Annotated in this window: 22 protein-coding genes and 1 tRNA gene; 10 read left to right on the plus strand and 13 right to left on the minus strand. The window is 61.2% G+C overall.

The features are described from left to right. Positions 1 to 2: 2 nt before the first annotated feature. From FAA86_RS17930 to FAA86_RS17970, 8 genes are all read right to left on the minus strand, one after another. Positions 3 to 500 carry a thermonuclease family protein gene (locus FAA86_RS17930; protein WP_136542507.1) on the minus strand — a complete coding sequence of 166 codons (498 nt, stop codon included), beginning with the start codon at positions 498 to 500 and terminating at the stop codon, positions 3 to 5. Positions 501 to 508: 8 nt separating this feature from the next. Further along, the gene (locus tag FAA86_RS17935) at positions 509 to 766 is read right to left on the minus strand and encodes a hypothetical protein (RefSeq protein WP_136542508.1); all 258 of its coding nucleotides are present in this window, start codon (positions 764 to 766) and stop codon (positions 509 to 511) included. After that, complete coding sequence (locus FAA86_RS17940) at positions 763 to 1,083, minus strand: hypothetical protein (protein WP_136542509.1); 321 nt, start codon at positions 1,081 to 1,083, stop codon at positions 763 to 765. The genes FAA86_RS17935 and FAA86_RS17940 overlap by 4 nt, the downstream gene beginning before the upstream one ends. A 61-nt stretch (positions 1,084 to 1,144) precedes the next feature. Further along, positions 1,145 to 1,405, minus strand: a complete 261-nt coding sequence (locus tag FAA86_RS17945; RefSeq protein ID WP_136542510.1) for a hypothetical protein — start codon at positions 1,403 to 1,405, stop codon at positions 1,145 to 1,147. Next, positions 1,402 to 1,593 carry a hypothetical protein gene (locus FAA86_RS17950; protein ID WP_136542511.1) on the minus strand — a complete coding sequence of 64 codons (192 nt, stop codon included), beginning with the start codon at positions 1,591 to 1,593 and terminating at the stop codon, positions 1,402 to 1,404. The genes FAA86_RS17945 and FAA86_RS17950 overlap by 4 nt, the downstream gene beginning before the upstream one ends. Next, positions 1,590 to 2,462 carry a hypothetical protein gene (locus FAA86_RS17955; RefSeq protein WP_136542512.1) on the minus strand — a complete coding sequence of 291 codons (873 nt, stop codon included), beginning with the start codon at positions 2,460 to 2,462 and terminating at the stop codon, positions 1,590 to 1,592. Before FAA86_RS17955 ends, FAA86_RS17950 begins: the two co-directional genes overlap by 4 nt. Before the next feature lie 193 nt (positions 2,463 to 2,655). Next, on the minus strand, positions 2,656 to 2,850 hold the full coding sequence (locus FAA86_RS17965; protein WP_136542514.1) for a helix-turn-helix transcriptional regulator: 195 nt from the start codon (positions 2,848 to 2,850) through the stop codon (positions 2,656 to 2,658). Next, a complete protein-coding gene (locus FAA86_RS17970; protein WP_136542515.1) occupies positions 2,847 to 3,212 on the minus strand; it encodes a hypothetical protein in 366 nt (121 codons plus the stop codon). The genes FAA86_RS17965 and FAA86_RS17970 overlap by 4 nt, the downstream gene beginning before the upstream one ends. 2 nt (positions 3,213 to 3,214) lie before the next feature. On the opposite strand from FAA86_RS17970, the gene FAA86_RS17975 reads away from it, so the two are divergent. The 7 genes from FAA86_RS17975 to FAA86_RS18005 all read left to right on the plus strand — a co-directional run bounded on the left by FAA86_RS17975 (position 3,215) and on the right by FAA86_RS18005 (position 6,160). Continuing rightward, positions 3,215 to 3,946 carry a helix-turn-helix domain-containing protein gene (locus tag FAA86_RS17975; protein ID WP_136542516.1) on the plus strand — a complete coding sequence of 244 codons (732 nt, stop codon included), beginning with the start codon at positions 3,215 to 3,217 and terminating at the stop codon, positions 3,944 to 3,946. A 76-nt stretch (positions 3,947 to 4,022) separates the two neighbouring features. Further along, the gene (locus tag FAA86_RS17980) at positions 4,023 to 4,265 is read left to right on the plus strand and encodes a hypothetical protein (protein WP_136542517.1); all 243 of its coding nucleotides are present in this window, start codon (positions 4,023 to 4,025) and stop codon (positions 4,263 to 4,265) included. Between the two features lie 34 nt (positions 4,266 to 4,299). Continuing rightward, a complete protein-coding gene (locus FAA86_RS17985) occupies positions 4,300 to 4,605 on the plus strand; it encodes a hypothetical protein (RefSeq protein WP_136542518.1) in 306 nt (101 codons plus the stop codon). Next, positions 4,602 to 4,910: a hypothetical protein gene (locus tag FAA86_RS17990; RefSeq protein ID WP_136542519.1), complete on the plus strand. Its 309-nt coding sequence runs from the start codon at positions 4,602 to 4,604 to the stop codon at positions 4,908 to 4,910. Before FAA86_RS17985 ends, FAA86_RS17990 begins: the two co-directional genes overlap by 4 nt. A 28-nt stretch (positions 4,911 to 4,938) precedes the next feature. Then, positions 4,939 to 5,526: a hypothetical protein gene (locus FAA86_RS17995; RefSeq protein ID WP_136542520.1), complete on the plus strand. Its 588-nt coding sequence runs from the start codon at positions 4,939 to 4,941 to the stop codon at positions 5,524 to 5,526. Positions 5,527 to 5,534: 8 nt separating this feature from the next. After that, positions 5,535 to 5,819, plus strand: coding sequence for a hypothetical protein (locus FAA86_RS18000; protein WP_136542521.1), 285 nt, complete (start codon positions 5,535 to 5,537; stop codon positions 5,817 to 5,819). Then, positions 5,816 to 6,160, plus strand: coding sequence for a hypothetical protein (locus FAA86_RS18005; protein ID WP_136542522.1), 345 nt, complete (start codon positions 5,816 to 5,818; stop codon positions 6,158 to 6,160). The genes FAA86_RS18000 and FAA86_RS18005 overlap by 4 nt, the downstream gene beginning before the upstream one ends. A 112-nt stretch (positions 6,161 to 6,272) precedes the next feature. On the opposite strand, the gene FAA86_RS18010 is transcribed toward FAA86_RS18005, so the two are convergent. Continuing rightward, positions 6,273 to 6,348, minus strand: a tRNA-Thr gene (locus FAA86_RS18010). Positions 6,349 to 6,542: 194 nt separating this feature from the next. On the opposite strand from FAA86_RS18010, the gene FAA86_RS18015 reads away from it, so the two are divergent. Continuing rightward, the gene (locus FAA86_RS18015; RefSeq protein WP_136542523.1) at positions 6,543 to 7,316 is read left to right on the plus strand and encodes an NAD kinase; all 774 of its coding nucleotides are present in this window, start codon (positions 6,543 to 6,545) and stop codon (positions 7,314 to 7,316) included. 7 nt (positions 7,317 to 7,323) lie between these two features. Continuing rightward, positions 7,324 to 7,800 (plus strand): hypothetical protein, encoded by a 477-nt coding sequence (locus FAA86_RS18020; RefSeq protein WP_136542524.1) that lies wholly within the window; start codon positions 7,324 to 7,326, stop codon positions 7,798 to 7,800. Between the two features lie 81 nt (positions 7,801 to 7,881). Here FAA86_RS18020 and prfB read toward each other — a convergent pair. The 3 genes from prfB to FAA86_RS18035 form a co-directional block, all read right to left on the minus strand. Next, positions 7,882 to 9,010 (minus strand): peptide chain release factor 2 gene (gene prfB, locus FAA86_RS18025; RefSeq protein ID WP_162759997.1). Its coding sequence is split into 2 segments (ribosomal slippage): positions 7,882 to 8,940 and positions 8,942 to 9,010, totalling 1,128 coding nucleotides; the frame shifts between segments, so codons are not numbered across the junction. A 105-nt stretch (positions 9,011 to 9,115) separates the two neighbouring features. Next, complete coding sequence (locus FAA86_RS18030) at positions 9,116 to 11,569, minus strand: penicillin-binding protein 1A (protein WP_136542525.1); 2,454 nt, start codon at positions 11,567 to 11,569, stop codon at positions 9,116 to 9,118. A 240-nt stretch (positions 11,570 to 11,809) separates the two neighbouring features. Further along, positions 11,810 to 13,078, minus strand: a complete 1,269-nt coding sequence (locus FAA86_RS18035; protein ID WP_377343037.1) for an N-acetylmuramoyl-L-alanine amidase — start codon at positions 13,076 to 13,078, stop codon at positions 11,810 to 11,812. Between the two features lie 675 nt (positions 13,079 to 13,753). Here FAA86_RS18035 and FAA86_RS18040 point away from each other — a divergent pair. Continuing rightward, on the plus strand, positions 13,754 to 16,690 hold the full coding sequence (locus FAA86_RS18040) for an Rne/Rng family ribonuclease (protein ID WP_136542527.1): 2,937 nt from the start codon (positions 13,754 to 13,756) through the stop codon (positions 16,688 to 16,690). A gap of 103 nt (positions 16,691 to 16,793) precedes the next feature. Here FAA86_RS18040 and FAA86_RS18045 read toward each other — a convergent pair whose 3' ends face one another. Continuing rightward, on the minus strand, positions 16,794 to 17,354 hold the full coding sequence (locus tag FAA86_RS18045) for a GNAT family N-acetyltransferase (protein WP_246035123.1): 561 nt from the start codon (positions 17,352 to 17,354) through the stop codon (positions 16,794 to 16,796). Positions 17,355 to 17,412: the final 58 nt, after the last annotated feature.

Raw genomic sequence — 17,412 nt, forward strand, 5'->3', positions numbered from 1 at the left:
CTTTACTCACACTTCGCGCCGCGCACGACGCAAGGCCAATCGAACCGGCCGGCCCATAGCCCCCGCTTTGCCGATCGGGCTTGTGCCTGGTCGCCGGCATACTTGCCTCGGGAGTATTTTGGCCAGTCGATGGCGTGGCCTTGCTGAACCATCCAGCGGCTCACATCGGCGCCATCAGCGCGCCGGCAATGTCCGACAAGCCTGTCCCAGCTCTTCCCGGTGATGACGCACGTCGTGGGACGCGATTTGGCAAGGAAGGCGTCCAAAGCATCGGCAGAGGCCTTTCCGCAGCGGTAGGGCTTCCCTGAGGCGTTCTCGCAGCGCTGGCGAGCCTCCGGGGCGTCGATCCCGTCAAACCGTACGCGCTGGCCCCGGATCTCGATTGTGTCGCCGTCGATCACTGAGGCACGGCCTGACAGTTCAGCGGCGGTCGCATCGGATCCGGCAACGGAGATCACAAGCGCCAGCAGCGCGATCGAGGGAGCAAGGCTTTTGATCATGCAGGCTCTCAGTAGGGGAATTGCGCGAAGAGATCCCGCATCAGTGTCTCGCACGTCTCGGGCGAGGAAGCGTGTCGGCACTCGACATTGCCCAGAGCGGTGCGCGCGTTCTGCCGTTTGAGCTTGCCGACCTCTTCCGGCGTCATCGTGCGCTTCACCCCGTTCACTTCTTCGGTGCATACGTCCCCTTGGCAGAAGGTCATTTGCGCCCATGCTTGCCCGCTGGCGAGCGTGAGGGCAATCGAGAGGACGAGAGGCCGGATCATGGCGTGAGCCCATATTTGGCGGCGACCTTGGCCTGTGTGGCGCATGTCACCTTGCGTTCAAGCTCGCCCATCTCTTCGACCCGCATCTTGTGGGCGCCGGATCCTGATTGGAAGGCAGAGCGGGCAATGGGTTCCATGGCTGCCAGGCGATCGGAGACGAACGCGGCCACCTTGTCGGCGTCGAGTTCATAGCCGCAGATTTCAGCCGTCCCGACGATCTGCCCGACTTCGCGCGCCATCATCATGTCGTCTGCCGTGTCGGCCGCTGCCGGCCCCGCGACCATTGCGGCGAATGCTATTGCTGCGATCATCCTCATGAGGCCCTTCCCCTTTGGTTGAAGTCTGCCGGGAATGTGCGGAGTTGGCAACCGGTCATGATCACGCCACCACGACGAGATCAAGGATAGGCCCGAACTCGCTCCCCAGATCTCGAGCCTGCTGCATGGCCTCGTCATAGCTGGAGCCCGACCACATCAGGATCCGGCTATTGGGTTCGACGGCTTCGACAAAGAAAAGCTCTTGCCCTCTGTCGTGAGGGGATGGCCGATAGCCGTTCGCGTCGATGATGACGGTTCGCACGAGGCGCCCATACGAGATCTCGATACGGCAAGAGGCTGGGAACGGGACCACGTTCGTCATGCGGCCTCTCCAGGCTGCCGATCGCGGCGGATGCGCCCGGTGATGATCTTTCCCTCGACGCGCGGCGGCAACTTACCGTCAAGCATGCCCTCGACGAGAGCCATCACCTTGGCCTCAAACCTCCAGCGCGCGTCAATGACGTTCGAAGGCCGGTTCTCTGCCCAAACGAAAAGATCAAGCTGTGTCATGCCGCTGCTTCTCCCTTTACCCTGTTGAGCATTCCCTCGATCATTTTGGGGGTCAGAACGCCCGCGTTCAATATCAATCGGAGCCGATCCCGCATGAATGGGGGAACCGTGCGACCTTCGCAGATCATCGAAATCATGCCGTCAGCTTCTTCGTCGTTACGAGGCACCGGCAAAGGCTCGTTCTGATCGTCTCCACCCCGTGCGGAAGCATAGGAGTTGGATTGATCATCAAGAGACTGATCATGTTCTATGAGTGACCCCTCTTCTCCAGAGCAAGAGACTGAGAGGTGTCCTTCAAGGTAATTGGTATCAATATCTGATACCCTGTCCGGCCAATTACTGGTACCCCAAGCCTCTGAAGGGGTATCAATATCTGTTACCCCTCGCGTCAGAAGAGCCTTCTTTCGACGTTCGCCTTCCTTCCGCAAGGCATCCCTTTGAGCAAGGAACTCCTCGGCCTCGCGAATGTGCATCTTGATCATTTCAGCTCGCGGATTGGCGACCCGAAACTTCGCGCACCCGTCCTTTGTCTGCGATCCGGTAGGCACAAGATAGCCAGCCTCGACCAGAAGCTTTCGAGCCTGCGAAGCCGTGGTCTTGGACTTGATGCCGGCGCGCGCCATCAGCTTGATATTGGAAGCGTAGACGGTGGTTGGTCGCAGGGTGCGTTCGTCGATCGTGAGGAAGCTCAGATAAACCACCATGACACCCAGGCAAGGAGCCTTGGAGAGTTTGGGATCGGCAGCGATCGTCTCGACAAGATCGAACTTGAACGCGGCAAGCTGCCGTCTTGCCATCTGAACAGGCGTCAATTGGGAGGCGTCCGGCGCCTCGATGATTTCACCGTGCTCGGTGACGTATTCTGTCAACCAAAGGCCCTCCGATTGATGCGGAACCGGCGAGCCATGGCACAAGCCTCGGTCGCCTCAAGGGCCGTCAGGTTGAACCGGGAGCGAAGCAAGGGGATCACCCCGGCCGGCGCGTCGGGCTGCTCACAGAGCCACTGAGCGGCCATTACGACGCCTTCGCTATGCTCGTGCTCGGGTGCTGTCAGTTCTGCCCTCATGATGCGCGGGCCTCCATCTGTCGGCGTTCCCAGGCCTCGATTTCCTCGACGCTGTAGAACTTCCGGTTTCGGATGCGCATTGGCTGGGGAAAGCCCAGCTTTTCGTCATGCGACCAGCGCCACAGGCTCATTTCCGAGATCCCGAAACGCTGCATGACCTGAGGGGCGGTGAGATAGGGGCTGTCAGTCATCCAGCATGTCCTTTCTGGTATTCGGTGGCAGCGATCCACTTCATGAGGCCAAGAGGCATTTGCTTGTCGGTGGGCCAGTTGTCAGCGCACCACCGCATGACCTGATCAAAGGTTCGTGCGGTGAAGCTGTTTGCGGGGTCACTTAGGCGGGCGAAAAAGTTGGGATCACTTTTCGCTCGGCGTGCGACGGTGGAGACGGCGCAATCACTCGCTTTCGCAAAAGCGGCAGCAGTCTCGAGGAGAGTTTTTCGCAGTTCGTTTTCCATGGCAGAACACATAATATGGATTAATCCATTTTTAGCAAGTATGGAATGCGGATACGTCACACTCGCTTTCCCCAGCAGATTATGGATACTGCCCATCCATGGAAAACACTCTCTCAAACAGGATTAAGGCGCGTCTTGACGCGCTAAACATGAACGCCACTCAGGCTGCCGTATTGTCGGAACTCGGCAAAACTGCCGTTCGCGACATCATAGTGGGCAAGTCGAAAAGTCCGACCGTAGCAACTTTGGCTCGCCTCGCCGAGACATTACAGTGCACGGTTTCCTACTTAGTTGGCGACGCCGATCATCCCCAGGCTTTCCGATCCAGCGATCTGGAGATGCAGGATTTCCAGATAGCTGATGTCGTCGGACTACTGAGAAGCGGCATCTTCCAGAAGCCCCCCAAAGAACTCGTCAGCTACGGACGGAATGTCCTGTATGGACATCCAATAGCGCCGGAGCATGGCCTCACCCTGTTCAAAATGGGCGACAACAGCATGGCGGGCGCAGGGATACTTGAGGGTGACATAATCACCGTGGCCATGCCCTACAATGAAAAGGACTTTGCCCTCTACAAGCACAAGTACGTCGTCGGCGTCAGATATGTCGTACCGCCAGGCTTGGAAGAGCTATCCCTGCGCGAGGTGGCCTTGCACGACGGAGTGATAAAATTATTCACGCGCCCTCTCGGTCAACAGCCAGACCTGATTGAGCTCTCCAGCTCTGACCCAGTTCAGGGGGCGCCGACCTTATTCGCGACGACTGAAGATCACGGCTTCTCAGTCCTAGGCTACCTCATCAGGGTAACACGAGATTTCCCGGACGTGTGATTTATCCATACTCGCCCCGTTGACGCCTGATTAATCCCATTGTATGTTCTTTCCATCGCCCTGACGGAGAACGACAATGACCTTCGAACTTTTTGGCAAGACCTACACCGCCGCAGACTTTGCCGACGCTTCGGCTCAGTTCTCCGAAGCTCGTGATGCTTCCGGTCGTGGTTCGTCCACCATGCCTCTCCCGGCAATCATGCAGGACGGCAAGGTCGTCGGTCACTTCTCCTACAACGGGCGCATCTGGGCCGAGCCTTCGCGGCTTCACTTCGGCCCGAACTGGCCGCAGCCGATCTACGATAACCGGCCGCACTAAATCCCCTGACACCCTCTCAAACCGGAGAACAGCAATGACCAAATTCAATCCCAAGCTCGAAGCTGCCATTGAGGCCAAGATCAAAGCCGCTCGCGAAGCCATGGGCGGCAAAACCCTCAAGAGCGAAGAGTTGGCCGGCTTCATCAGCGCGATCGACTTCACCGAAGAGGAAACCCGCTATATGGCGGAGAGGCAGACCGAACGCTTCGTCAGGATCGAGGTCGGTCGGCAAATGTTCATCGCGATCACCGACAAATTCCCGCACACGCCGAAGGAAGACGTGATCCCCTGCCTTACGGCCTACTTCGAAGCTGTCGCATCCGGCGAGATCACCCCATGATCAAGCTTTCCGACATCAGAGGCGACCTTTCCTCCGGTGATCGCTCGGGGCTGCGAGACGCGTTTCGTGCGCTTGTCTCGTGGCCTGACGAGGCGGAGATCGAGGGCGGCACACCTCAGGACCGCAAAGCGGCTCTGGAAGCCGTCAGCAAGGCTCTGGAAGGCGATCAAGCCATTCTCCCGCGCAAGACAGCGGAAATGATCTTTGACGCCACAGACGAGCCTGTAACGACCTATGACGAGGGAGCCGATGCGGTTCTCGCTCGCTTCGCATACTTCGCCCAGCGCCTAACCAGCGCGGACTGATCAACCTCTCACAATCTGGAGACACCCAATGCAGAACGAAACCGTTCTGGCAGCCGCCGAAGGCTTGCCTATGACCCGCCGCGCCATGCTTGGCGCCCTGCCCGCTGCCGCCGCATCTGTTGCGCTTCCTGTCGAGGCTGCAGCGGCAGAAGAGACACCCGTCGAGAAGGTCAACCGCCTCGGCTGGGAATTGGCCGAAGCCTTGAACGAATATGCCGATGGCCGGATGCATGCGATGATCTTTCCGTCCGACAAGCGGAAGTATGCGGTCGGCTTTTGCTTCACCGATCTCGGCACACCCTACGGCGAAGAGCTGGCAACGATCCGCGACCTGATCGACAAGCACCGGGACACCTTCACCCGCTGGAATGAGCTCTGCTACCTCGCAGACAGTTGCGATCCCCGCTACGACCCCGCCATGGTCCCCGTAGTGGAAGGCCTCGATGATCTGGAGGAAGAACTCACCAATGCCCTGATTGCCGCTCCTGCGACCTCCTATGAGGCTCTGACGCTCAAGGCAGCACACCTTGCCGCCCTAGATGCCCGCCACGGCGTTTCCTACGAACAAGCGAGCGCATTTCTCCAGACCTTCCGCAATCCCACTGTGAGGCTCTGACGATGCCAATGACACCTGACAAACGGCAGATGATCGAGACCATGATCGAGAGCCTGATCGCGCTTCTCGATGCGGCCGATGGTGATTGCGACCTCGAAGACAACGGCGATCATGAGCCGTGGATCGATAGCACTCCCATGTATGGCGCGAGCGGCCCGGTCTACGATCTGGAGTTCGACACCTCAGACGACGAGTTCACCGGCGACGAGTTTGAGCCGGTGCTCGGCTGGCAAAACCCACATTGGCCGATCCCGGAGACACCGACCATCACCCATCAGGAGAAGGCAGCATGACGAATACCCCGACCGTTACCCTCGACGACATCGCGGCCCAGGTCCGCGACCTCTCCCGGCTCTTGGCCGTCATTCGTGACGACGTTTTCGAGATGGATTATGGGCCGAAGTCCGAAGGCACGAGGAAGGCCATGATTGATCGGGTCCAGTCTCTGACCACGATCGCCTGCGACACGGCAGAGCGGACAGCCGACCAGATCGAGGCGAATTATCACACGATCCGTCAGCCTCCCGTCTTGGTCCACCCGATACCCGACGAGGTTTTGCACATCGGCGCGGAGATCTTGGCGCTGAATGAGAGGCTGAACCGGCGAAAGGAAGAGCTAGGCAGGCCACAGTGATTTGGTGAAGCGGGCGCCAGGCATAAGGCGCCCGTTACCCTATTTGATACCCGGAAAAGAAAAAGGCCCCGATGAAGGAGCCTTTAAATCGACCTAAGTCGTTGAAATCTAATGGTGCCCCCGGCAGGGTTCGAACCCGCGACCCCCTGATTACAAATCAGGTGCTCTACCAACTGAGCTACAAGGGCAATGGCCGCTGTGTAGGCGCAAATCGATTTGCGGTAAAGCAAAAAATGGCCGGACGGTTAGCGTAAATGGTGAATCGCAGCGCCTGTCCCCAGCGCTTCAACAACCGGCGGGCCGAACCGATTCCGGGGCGAAACGGCTTGTGGTTACAGGTATTTATCATGTACCACTTGGCGACATTTCATCAGGGCTCGCCATGTCTCGCACGTTCCGGTCGCTCGCCTTCATCGCTTCCAGCACCGACGAAGCCCAGGCTTCGCGCCAGGAACTGATTCGTCTCTATGGCCATACCGATCCGACGGATGCGGATGTGATCGTGGCGCTCGGCGGTGACGGCTTCATGCTGCAGACGCTGCATGACACGATGAACAGCGGCAAACTCATCTACGGGATGAACCGCGGCTCCGTCGGCTTCCTGATGAATGATTTTTCGGTCGACAATCTGCCCGAGCGCATCTCGGTGGCGGTGGAGAACGCCTTCCACCCGCTGAAGATGACGACCACCAATGCCGACGGCTCGACATCCTTCGCGCTGGCGATCAACGAAGTCTCGGTGCTGCGCCAGTCCTATCAGGCGGCAAAGCTCAGGGTGGTGATCGACGGCAAGGTGCGGCTCGAGGAGCTGATCTGCGACGGGTTGATGGTGGCCACGCCCGTGGGATCAACCGCCTATAATCTCTCCGCGCATGGGCCGATCCTGCCGCTCGAAGCGCCGCTGCTTGCGCTCACGCCCGTCAGTGCCTTCCGTCCACGCCGCTGGCGGGGCGCCTTGCTGCCGGACAAGGTCACCGTCGTACTCGAGGTTCTGGAGCCGGGAAAACGGCCCGTCAATGCGGTCGCGGATCATACGGAGGTCAAATCCGTTCTGAGAGTAGAGATTGCGCAATCGGAGGAAACGACGGCGCGCATTCTTTCCGATCCCGACCGATCGTGGTCTGATCGGATCATCGCCGAACAGTTTTCCGATTGAGGCTTCGATGAAACTCGTCACCGCCACTGCATTCGCCCTTTCGCTGCTCGTCAGTTCGCCTTCGATGGCAGAGGACATCGACCAGCTCCCCCTCGCCGCCACTTTCGTGATCAGCGGCGGCTATTGGGAATCGGGGCCGGAAGGCGTACCCGGCGTCGAGACCGCCGTGGAGGCCGGCGAGCGCGGCTATTACAAGCTCATCGCCATCCGACAGCCGGACCGGACAGCCCGGATCCATCTGCAGATGGTGGCCTCCGGCGAAGCGGGCCTGCGGCTTGTGGAAAGCGTGGAGCTCGAGGAGTTCGCCGCGATCAAGCCCTACGTCACCGGCATCCGTCCGGAAAGCACGAGCGGCGTTGCCGCCACCCCCGGCTTCTTCGCCGCCGTCTATCTGAGGACCGCACCGGACAGCGATCGCATCGAGGAATGGACCGTGCTGATCGACGAGCTCGGCGATATCAGGGTCGAACGGGCGAGCAACTGAGCCACCGCGTGCGAAAACCAAAAGAAAAGGCGGAGCGCCGGGGGCGCTCCGCCTTCTTCGTTTCCGGACCGATCACGCGGATCAGTCGATGTCGGCGACCTCGGATGCCTTGCCGCTGATGCGGTGGGCAAGGGCTGCTTCCATGAACTCGTTCAGCTCACCATTCAAAACGCTATCCGGATCGGTGCTTTCGACGCCGGTGCGCAGGTCCTTGACCAGCTGGTAGGGCTGCAGAACATAGGAGCGGATCTGGTGGCCCCAGCCGATATCCGTCTTCGAGGCGGCTTCGGCATTGGCTGCCTCTTCACGCTTCTTCAGTTCGGCTTCGTACAAGCGGGCGCGCAGCATGTCCCAGGCCTTGGCGCGGTTCTTGTGCTGCGAGCGTTCCTGCTGGCAGGCGACCACGATGCCGGTCGGGATGTGCGTGATGCGCACAGCCGAGTCAGTCGTGTTGACGTGCTGTCCACCGGCGCCCGACGAGCGATAGGTGTCGATGCGGCAGTCGCTTTCGTTGACCTCGATGTTGATCGAGTCGTCGACGACCGGATAGACCCAGATCGATGAGAAGGACGTGTGACGGCGTGCATTCGAATCGTAAGGCGAGATGCGCACCAGGCGGTGAACGCCCGATTCGGTCTTCATCCAGCCATAGGCATTGTGGCCCTTGACCAGGATGGTCGCGGACTTGATGCCGGCTTCTTCCCCGTCATGCACTTCCAGCACTTCGACCTTGAAGCCCGAGCGCTCGGCCCAGCGGGTATACATGCGCAGAAGCATGTTGGCCCAGTCCTGGCTCTCGGTACCACCGGCACCGGAATGGACTTCGACATAGGTGTCGTTGCCGTCAGCCTCGCCCGAAAGCATGGCTTCCACCTGGCGGCGGGCCGCTTCCGTCTTCAGGGCCTTCAGCTGGTCCTCGGCATCCTTGACGACGCTTTCGTCGCCCTCTTCCTCGCCCATCTCGATCAGCTCGATGTTATCGTTCATCGCCTGTTCAAGACGCTTCACGCCAGCAATGCTGTCATCCAGCTGCTGGCGCTCGCGCATCAGCTTCTGGGCTTCCTGGGCGTCGTTCCAGAGGTTCGGATCCTCGGCCTTGTTGTTCAACCAGTCCAGTCGTCTTATCGCCTGGTCCCAGTCAAAGATGCCTCCTCAGCAGGCTTATGGCCTGCTTGATTTCGTCGACAACATTCTCGATTTCATTGCGCATGCGTTCGGTTCTCAACCTCTGAAACTGGTGAAAATCTGGTCTTCCGCATAGTTGCGCCCGGCCGTGATGTAAAGGGCCGGGTCGCGACTGATGGTCAGATGAGGGTTAGAACAGGCCGCCGGAACCCGAGGTCACGGCCTGATTTGCCTGCGGCGAGTCACGCAGGATTTCTTCCGGCGGCGCATAGCCATCCATGCCGATGATCGACAGGGAGTCCGCCGGGCCGGTGCCGGGCTTGAAGGCTTCGATGATGGTATCCGGCTCGCCTTCGAGCGCAAACATGCCGGTGGTGCGGTTGACCGGGATGAAGCTCATGCCTGCCGGCACGAAGAACTGACCCGCCGGCCGGTTGGCCGTTGCCATCTGCATGAAGTCGTTGAAGACGGGCGCGGCCAGCGAACCACCGGTCGAACCGCGGCCCATCGGGGCCGGCTGGTCGAAGCCGATATAGACGCCTGCGACGAGGTCGGGCGTGTAGCCGATGAACCAGGCGTCCTTCTCGTCGTTCGAGGTACCGGTCTTGCCGGCGACCGGACGGTCGAGCTTGATCTTGCCGGCGGCGGTGCCGCGGGTGACGACGCCTTCCATCATGGAGGTGATCTGATAGGCCGTCATCGGGTCGAGAACCTGATCGCGATTGTCGACAACGGTTGGCTCTTCCTGGCCGGTATAGCGCTCGGCGTTGCAGCCTTCGCAGATCCGGTCCTCATGACGGAAGATGGTCTTGCCGTGACGGTCCTGGATACGGTCGATCAGGGTCGGCTTGATCTGCTTGCCGCCATTGGCGAATACGGCATAGGCGGACACCATGCGCAGCACGGTGGTCTCACCGGAGCCGAGCGACATGGCGAGCACCGGGTTCATCTTGTCGTAGACACCGAAGCGTTCGGCATATTCGGCGACGAGGTTCATGCCCATGTCGTTGGCGAGGCGCACCGTCATCAGGTTTCGCGACTTTTCGATACCGAGACGCAGCGTCTGCGGACCGGCGGAACCGCCGCCATAGTTCTGCGGGCGCCAGACCTGACCGCCGGAGACGAATTCGACCGGAGCGTCGAGGATAACCGAGGCCGGTGTGTAGCCGGTGTCGAGGGCTGCGGCGTAGACGAAGGGTTTGAAGGACGAACCTGGCTGGCGCATGGCCTGGGTCGCGCGGTTGAATTCGGACTGCGCATAGGAGAAGCCGCCGGCAAGCGCGAGAACGCGGCCCGTATGCGGGTCCATGGCCACCAGACCGCCCTGGATCTTCGGCAGCTGGCGCAGGCGATAGGCGCTGCCGCCGTCTTCGAGCGCCTCGACATAGACGACATCACCGGGATTCAGGACGCCGACCGGGGACTTGCTCGACTTGCGGTCGCCGGTCGCGGAACGGAAGGCCCATTCCATGTTGTCGGGCGCGATACGGCCACGAACACGCTCGGCGACAACCTTGCCGCCCGCTTCCTTGGCGGGCTGCAGACCGATATCGACACCGTCGGCGGCGACGTCGAGCACGACGGCGACCTTCCATTCCGGCACATCGGCGAGCGTCGGGATCTCTGCAAGCGGCACACCCCAGTCCCCTTCCAGCGGGATCTGCTTGATCGGACCGCGGAAGCCGCGACGCTGGTCATAGGTCAGGAGGGCCGACTGGAGCGCCTTGCGGGCTGCGATCTGCATGTCGGGGTCAAGCGAGGTGCGGACCGAGAGGCCACCCTCGTAGAGCGACTTGTCGCCATACTTCTCGATGATCTGGCGGCGGACTTCCTCGGCGAAATAGTCGGAGGCAAAGAGCGACGAGCCGGAGCGGCGGAGCGTCACGCCGAGCGGCTGCTTCTTGGCTTCATCGCCCTCCTCGCGGGCGACGAAACCATTCTCGACCATGCGGTCGATGACCCAGTTGCGGCGCTCAAGGGCGGCTTCGGTGCGGCGGAAGGGATGGTAGTTGTTCGGACCCTTCGGCAGTGCTGCGAGATATGCCGTCTCCGCGATCGTCAGCTCGGTGACAGACTTGTCGAAATAGGTGAGTGCAGCACCCGCGATGCCATAGGCATTCTGGCCGAAGAAGATTTCGTTCAGATAGAGTTCGAGAATCTTGTCCTTGGAATAGGTCTGCTCGATGCGGAAGGAGAGGATCGCTTCCTTGATCTTGCGGTCCATGGTCTGGTCCGACGAGAGGAGGAAGTTCTTCGCCACCTGCTGGGTGATCGTCGAGGCGCCGACCGGACGGCGGCCGGAGCCGAGGTTCTGGACGTTCACCAGGATGGCGCGACCGAGGCCATAGATATCGACGCCCGGGTGATTGTAGAAGTTCTTGTCTTCGGCCGACAGGAAGGCTGCCTTGACGCGGTCCGGGATCGCCTGGATCGGCAGGAAGAGGCGCCGCTCGCGGGCATATTCCGCCATCAGCGCGCCGTTGCCGGCATGGATGCGGGTGGTGACCGGCGGCGAGTAGCTCGCCAGCACCTCGTAATTGGGCAGGTCCTTGGTTACCCCGTTCAGATAGATGGCGACGACCGCTGCGACGCCGAGCGCCAGCACGGACGCCAATCCGAAGAGATATCCAATGAGTCTGATCATGTTTCCGCTACCGGCTCTGCTTCAGGTTCCGCGCGCTGCATGAGAGCTTCGCACACCCTGTGGCGTTTTGCACGTCATGCGGTGGATGGCAAGACATGCGGACCTTACGCAAAAGGGACCGCGATTCGATATCGCCGACCCTCGTGCAACCTATACCGGAGTAACGGGTACAATGTGAGGAAAATAGGGCCGTTAGCCGCGTAACCGCGGCTGGCTCACAGCTTCCTCCGGCGCTGTGACCTAACCGCCATTGGCGAACTCGGGCTGGCGGTAGCGCTTGATCGCCTCGACCAGGAGATCGGCGACCTTTTCGCGCCAGACCGGATCGAGCAGCAGCTTCTCGTCGTCCTTGTTGGAGAGGAAGCCGAGCTCGAGAAGGATAGAAGGCACATCCGGCGCCTGGAGCACGCGGAAACCGGCGTGGCGATGGGGATTGTTGATCAGCGAGATCTGTCCCTCGAACGAGCCGACAACGGCCTGCGCCATCGAGATCGAGAAGGCCTGGGTTTCCCGGCGCGTCAGGTCGAGAAGGATATCGCCGACCTCGGGCTCGGTTTCGGTCGGCAGTTCGACGCCGCCGATCGTATCGGAGAAGTTTTCGCGCTCGGCGAGCTGCGCGGCCATATGGTCGGAGGCCTTGTCGGAGATGGTGTAGACGGTGGCGCCCCGGATATCGGCCTGGCGCAGCGTGTCGGCATGCAGCGAGATCAGAAGATCCGCCCCCTTCTGCCGGGAAATCAGCACCCGCTCGGAGAGCGACAGGAACTTGTCCGTGTCGCGGGTCATCACCGGACGTATGCCGGGAAGGTCCTTCAACTTGTCGTGTAGGATCTTGGCGAAGGCGAGCGTGATGTCCTTTTCCGGCGTCTTGGTCGATGCGCCTGTCGCGCCGGCGTCGATGCCGCCATGGCCTGCGTCGATCGCAATGACGAATTCATCCGCCGCGGGCGCTGCGACCGGAACCGTTGCCGTGGTCGCGACATCCGTTGCCGACCGCGCCCAGGCCTGGCCTGAGACGAGTGCGGCGAAATCCTGCTCGGGCACGAGCTCGGCATCCAGCACCAGCCGATAGCCGCTGCCGCCCTCGTTCGGCATCACTTCGGCCTTGGCGAGCCGCGCGGGTCGCGCCGCCGTCAGCACAAGCCGCGCCGAGGTCGCGTCCATCGAACCGTAGCGAATGTCCTTGAACAGGCCGGTCGCCTGCAAGTCCGCCTCGGCAAAGGCAAAGGCCGTGGCCGGCAGATCCACGACGATGCGGTCGGGATTGGCGATGTAGCGGGTCTCAATGGTCGGGGCACGGTCGAAATCGAGCACGATGCGCGTGCGGGCCTCATCACCGGCGATGCGCGCGCCATAGGCGACCAGGAGATCTTCGCGCAGTTCGGCGGTCACCGCATGGGCATGATGAGTCGTCGCGAGCATCGGAAGCGCAAGCGCAACCGACGTCAAAACGATTCGGCTCCAAAGCGCGAGTTTTCGCCCCGCCGGCAGCGCCGAAAGTCTTCTCAAATCCTGCCCCCGTGATGGCTGCGACAAGACTGTGACATGCATCACAGGCCGCGCGCTGCGCCATTTCTTCGTTTGTCCGCCGCATGCCTCTTTCCAACGACCCGATGGCTGGCAAATTTGCGGTTCGCCACCGCTTTTCCACTCGGAATCACGCGGAATGAGACACTTCCCCTAATTCACTGCCATTATGGCATAAATCCGTTTGCTCTTGCTATTGTGACGTAGAAAACATACAAGGCAAACGAGGGATAAAAGTGCAAACGGGATAGAGTTTCCGCCTACGGCTGCCAACCTCAGACAATGGATTTGGCGCCTGTTCAACCGGACATTCATCTGCCGTCTCCGCATTTTTTCCTGAAACTGGTTCAACACGCCGACACGGTCGGCAAATCATCGGTGGCTCTCCACCAACAGCTCTTTACCGAGCATTCATCGGATCCCGAGGGGTCCATATCATTGTCGTTGACGTACGGTATTTGATGTCTTTGCAGCAGGTTGACATGACCAGGAACGGACCGGGATCGGAAAGAGCCCCGGCGTCCGTCCGTATGCTGCAAACCCGGTCTTCCGTGCGTCCACATCTATATCCGGCGCACAGTCCGCTAGGTTCCAGCCGCTTTAAAGTTCAGCGCGCGGGTGGACCACCGACCGAGGGCGCCGAGGAGCACAGCTTAAATGGCAGACAAAATGCTTATCGACGCGTCTCACGAGGAAGAGACGCGCGTTGTCGTCGTTCGCGGTAACCGTATTGAAGAATTCGACTTCGAATCCCAACACAAGAAGCAAATCCGAGGCAACATCTATCTGGCGAAAGTAACGAGGGTCGAACCCTCGCTGCAGGCCGCTTTCGTCGATTACGGCGGCAACCGCCACGGCTTCCTGGCCTTTGCCGAAATTCACCCCGACTACTACCAGATCCCGCTTGCCGACCGTCAGGCGCTGCTTCGTGCCGAAGCCGAAGAGCATCGCAAGGAAAACGACGTCGAGGGCGACGAGATCCTGAGCAGTGATCCGGCTCTTCAGGATCAGCCTGACATCGGCATCCCCGCCGCCTCCCCTGTTGCTTCCGCCATCGTCGACGACGTTGCGGCCGAACTGGCAGCCGAGGCCGATGCGGACGTTGCGGCGGCCGCTGCCGTTGAAGGGGAGACCGAGGCTGCCGCCGAGGAGCCCGCCGCCAAGGCCAAGCCGAAGCGGGTTCGCAAGCCGCGCGCCAAGAAGGCCGCCGCCGAAGAGACCGCTGCCGAGGAAGGCAGCGAAGGCTCTGACGATGCCGAAGGCGGCACGATCGCGGCCATGGTCGACATGGACGAGATTTCCGAAGAAGCCGGCGGTCGCCGCGGCCGTCGTGACGACGACGACAGCGATGATGACGACGACGACGATCACGTCGAGGAAAAGGAAGAGATCGAATCCGTTGGCGCCGAAGACGCCATGGAAGAGGTTCCGGATCGCGCACAGCGCAAGCCGCGCAAGCAGTATCGCATTCAGGAAGTAATCAAGCGCCGGCAGATCCTGCTCGTGCAGGTCGCCAAGGAAGAGCGCGGCAATAAGGGTGCGGCGCTGACCACCTACCTGTCGCTCGCCGGTCGTTACTCTGTGCTGATGCCGAACACGGCGCGAGGCGGCGGTATTTCCCGCAAGATCACCCAGCCGACCGACCGCAAGCGCCTGAAGGAAATCGCCCGCGGTCTCGAAGTGCCGCAGGGCATGGGCGTGATCCTGCGCACCGCCGGTGCGAACCGCACCAAGGTCGAGATCAAGCGCGACTTCGAATATTTGATGCGCCTGTGGGAGAATGTCCGCACGCTGACGCTCGCTTCGACCGCGCCTTGCCTCGTCTATGAAGAGGGATCGCTGATCAAGCGCTCGATCCGCGACCTCTACAACAAGGACATTTCCGAGATCATCGTCTCGGGCGAAGAAGGCTATCGTGAAGCGAAAGACTTCATGAAGATGCTGATGCCGAGCCATGCCAAGGTGGTTCAGCCCTATCGCGATCTGCATCCAATCTTCGCGCGCTCCGGCATCGAAGCCCAGCTCGACAAGATGCTGCAGCCGCAGGTGACGCTGAAGTCCGGTGGTTACATCATCATCAACCAGACGGAAGCGCTGGTTTCGATCGACGTCAACTCCGGCCGCTCGACCCGCGAATACTCGATCGAGGACACGGCACTCCAGACGAACCTGGAAGCGGCGGAAGAAGTGGCGCGCCAGCTTCGCCTGCGCGACCTTGCCGGCCTCATCGTCATCGACTTCATCGACATGGAAGAAAAGCGCAACAACCGCGCTGTCGAGAAGAAGCTGAAGGACTGCCTGAAGAACGACCGCGCCCGCATCCAGGTCGGCCGCATCTCGCATTTCGGCCTTCTGGAAATGTCGCGCCAGCGCATCCGCGCCTCGGTGCTGGAATCGACCACGCAGGTCTGCCCGCATTGCGCAGGCACCGGCCTCATCCGCTCGCAGTCTTCCGTCGCCCTGCATGTCCTGCGCGGCATCGAGGAGTTCCTGCTGAAGAGCACCGCGCACGACATCATCGTGCACACCACGCCGGAAACGGCGCTCTACCTCCTCAACCAGAAGCGCGACACGATCGTCGACTACGAAGGCCGCTTCGGTGTGTCGATCGTCATCGACGGTGGCATGCCGCCGCAGCATGGTGGTTCGCAGCACTTCACCATCGAGCGCGGCGAAGCCGTTGCCAATCCGGTGAAGATCGAAAGCCTGATGTCGCTTCTGCCCGAGATCGAGGAAGAGGACGACTACGTTCCGGAGCCTGAGGAAGAAGACGAGGAAGAAGTCGTCGTCGCCGCCAAGGCCGAGAGCGCGCCGCAGCAGCAGGCGCGTGGCGAAGGCGACGAGCAGGGCAACCGCAAGCGCAAGCGCCGCCGTCGCCGCCGTGGCAAGAACGGCCAGAATGGCAACGGCCCGCATTCCGAAATGCAGAACGGCGACAATGGCGCCGATTCCGATGACGAGGATGGCGACGAGGGCGAGGACGATGCCGTCGACACCAACGGCGAAAATCGCTCTGCCGATGGCGAATCTGACGGCAATGACGACGGCCAGAAGCGCAAGCGCCGCCGCCGTGGCAAGCGTGGCGGTCGCCGCAATCGTCCGGGCGAAGAGGGCTTGATCGAAGCATCCGACGACAATGGTGGCGAAGGCGAAGGCGAAGGCGAAGGCGAAGGTGACGACGCCGACGAAACGCCGGTCGATGCCGTTGCTGCCGAGACCGTAGAAGCCGGCTCGCCTGACGTCGTGGAAACGGCGGAAGAGACGCCTGCTGCCGACAAGCCGAAGCCGCGTCGCACCCGCAAGGCCAAGGCCAGCGCCGAGCCAGAAGCTGTGGCGGAACCGGCACCGGTTGCTGCGGCCCCTGTCGAAACCGCTGCCGCGACCGTTGCGGAATCGGTTGCCACCGAAGAGGTTGCCGCCGAACCGGCAGCAGCCCCTGCCCCGGTTGCCGACGAGACGAAGCCGGTCCGCGCCAATCGCGAATCCAACGTGACCTCCTCCGAACCCGTCGTCACATCCGTGACGGCCTCGGAAGACGCGACGGAAGCCAAGCCCAAGAAGGGCGGCTGGTGGCAGAAGCGCGGTTTCTTCTGAGATCTGCTTCGAGATCAGTGAGATGGCGAAGGCCCCGCTCGCGCGGGGCCTTTTTGTATTTCGGGGTGTTCGAAGCGAGAGCCGAGTGGCGCCCGATACGCGTTTACGAGCCTCGACCTCGTCGGGACATGACCTGGGTCGGGCGGTCCATGAACATGGCGACATGGCTGGATCGATAGCCGAGCTTTCTTGCCACGTGCATGGATGCCTTGTGCTCGGGATCGATGATGCAGACGGTTTCCGGCTCGACGAAATGGCAATCCGTCCAATCCAGCGCTGCCGACATGACTTCGGTCGCGATGCCCTTGCCGTGGACCTCCGGCGTCAGCGCCCAGCCGGCCTTGGGAACACTCCCGAGTGAAGGCTCGATCTCGCGCTTGAAGTCGGCAAAGCCGACCTCGCCCATATAGCGGCCGGTCTCGCGATCCTCGACGGTCCAGTATCCGAACCCGAGAGCCTGCCAGTGGCCGATATAGCGCAACAGCCGGCTCCAGGTCTCGGAGCGGGTGGACGGCCGCCCGGAAATCAAACGCGTGACCCGCTCGTCGGCCCAGAGCGCAACCATGGCATCGAGATCGTCAGGGCGATGGGCACGCATCAGAGTGCGTGCCGTGACGATCTGCGGGGCCTGGTGGACCCTCTGTTCCGGCTTCATCACCGTCATCGTGCTCGCCCTGCCGCCATTCAAGCCTTCACAATCTGATTCAACGCCTTGCGAGATT

It is taken from the genome of Rhizobium rosettiformans W3, assembly GCF_004912135.1.
Taxonomy (GTDB): domain Bacteria; phylum Pseudomonadota; class Alphaproteobacteria; order Rhizobiales; family Rhizobiaceae; genus Allorhizobium; species Allorhizobium rosettiformans.

Excerpts from the sequence above, each read along its gene's own strand:
- FAA86_RS17965 (WP_136542514.1), bottom strand. The coding sequence starts at position 2,850 with ATGACTGACAGCCCCTATCTCACCGCCCCTCAGGTCATGCAGCGTTTC.
- FAA86_RS18015 (WP_136542523.1), top strand. The coding sequence starts at position 6,543 with ATGTCTCGCACGTTCCGGTCGCTCGCCTTCATCGCTTCCAGCACCGAC.
- FAA86_RS17975 (WP_136542516.1), top strand. The coding sequence starts at position 3,215 with ATGGAAAACACTCTCTCAAACAGGATTAAGGCGCGTCTTGACGCGCTA.
- FAA86_RS17930 (WP_136542507.1), bottom strand. The coding sequence starts at position 500 with ATGATCAAAAGCCTTGCTCCCTCGATCGCGCTGCTGGCGCTTGTGATC.
- FAA86_RS17970 (WP_136542515.1), bottom strand. The coding sequence starts at position 3,212 with ATGGGCAGTATCCATAATCTGCTGGGGAAAGCGAGTGTGACGTATCCG.
- FAA86_RS17995 (WP_136542520.1), top strand. The coding sequence starts at position 4,939 with ATGCAGAACGAAACCGTTCTGGCAGCCGCCGAAGGCTTGCCTATGACC.
- FAA86_RS17940 (WP_136542509.1), bottom strand. The coding sequence starts at position 1,083 with ATGAGGATGATCGCAGCAATAGCATTCGCCGCAATGGTCGCGGGGCCG.
- FAA86_RS18000 (WP_136542521.1), top strand. The coding sequence starts at position 5,535 with ATGACACCTGACAAACGGCAGATGATCGAGACCATGATCGAGAGCCTG.
- FAA86_RS18020 (WP_136542524.1), top strand. The coding sequence starts at position 7,324 with ATGAAACTCGTCACCGCCACTGCATTCGCCCTTTCGCTGCTCGTCAGT.
- FAA86_RS17990 (WP_136542519.1), top strand. The coding sequence starts at position 4,602 with ATGATCAAGCTTTCCGACATCAGAGGCGACCTTTCCTCCGGTGATCGC.
- FAA86_RS18040 (WP_136542527.1), top strand. The coding sequence starts at position 13,754 with ATGGCAGACAAAATGCTTATCGACGCGTCTCACGAGGAAGAGACGCGC.
- FAA86_RS17985 (WP_136542518.1), top strand. The coding sequence starts at position 4,300 with ATGACCAAATTCAATCCCAAGCTCGAAGCTGCCATTGAGGCCAAGATC.
- FAA86_RS17935 (WP_136542508.1), bottom strand. The coding sequence starts at position 766 with ATGATCCGGCCTCTCGTCCTCTCGATTGCCCTCACGCTCGCCAGCGGG.
- FAA86_RS18030 (WP_136542525.1), bottom strand. The coding sequence starts at position 11,569 with ATGATCAGACTCATTGGATATCTCTTCGGATTGGCGTCCGTGCTGGCG.
- FAA86_RS18045 (WP_246035123.1), bottom strand. The coding sequence starts at position 17,354 with ATGACGGTGATGAAGCCGGAACAGAGGGTCCACCAGGCCCCGCAGATC.
- FAA86_RS17950 (WP_136542511.1), bottom strand. The coding sequence starts at position 1,593 with ATGACACAGCTTGATCTTTTCGTTTGGGCAGAGAACCGGCCTTCGAAC.
- FAA86_RS18005 (WP_136542522.1), top strand. The coding sequence starts at position 5,816 with ATGACGAATACCCCGACCGTTACCCTCGACGACATCGCGGCCCAGGTC.
- FAA86_RS17980 (WP_136542517.1), top strand. The coding sequence starts at position 4,023 with ATGACCTTCGAACTTTTTGGCAAGACCTACACCGCCGCAGACTTTGCC.
- FAA86_RS17945 (WP_136542510.1), bottom strand. The coding sequence starts at position 1,405 with ATGACGAACGTGGTCCCGTTCCCAGCCTCTTGCCGTATCGAGATCTCG.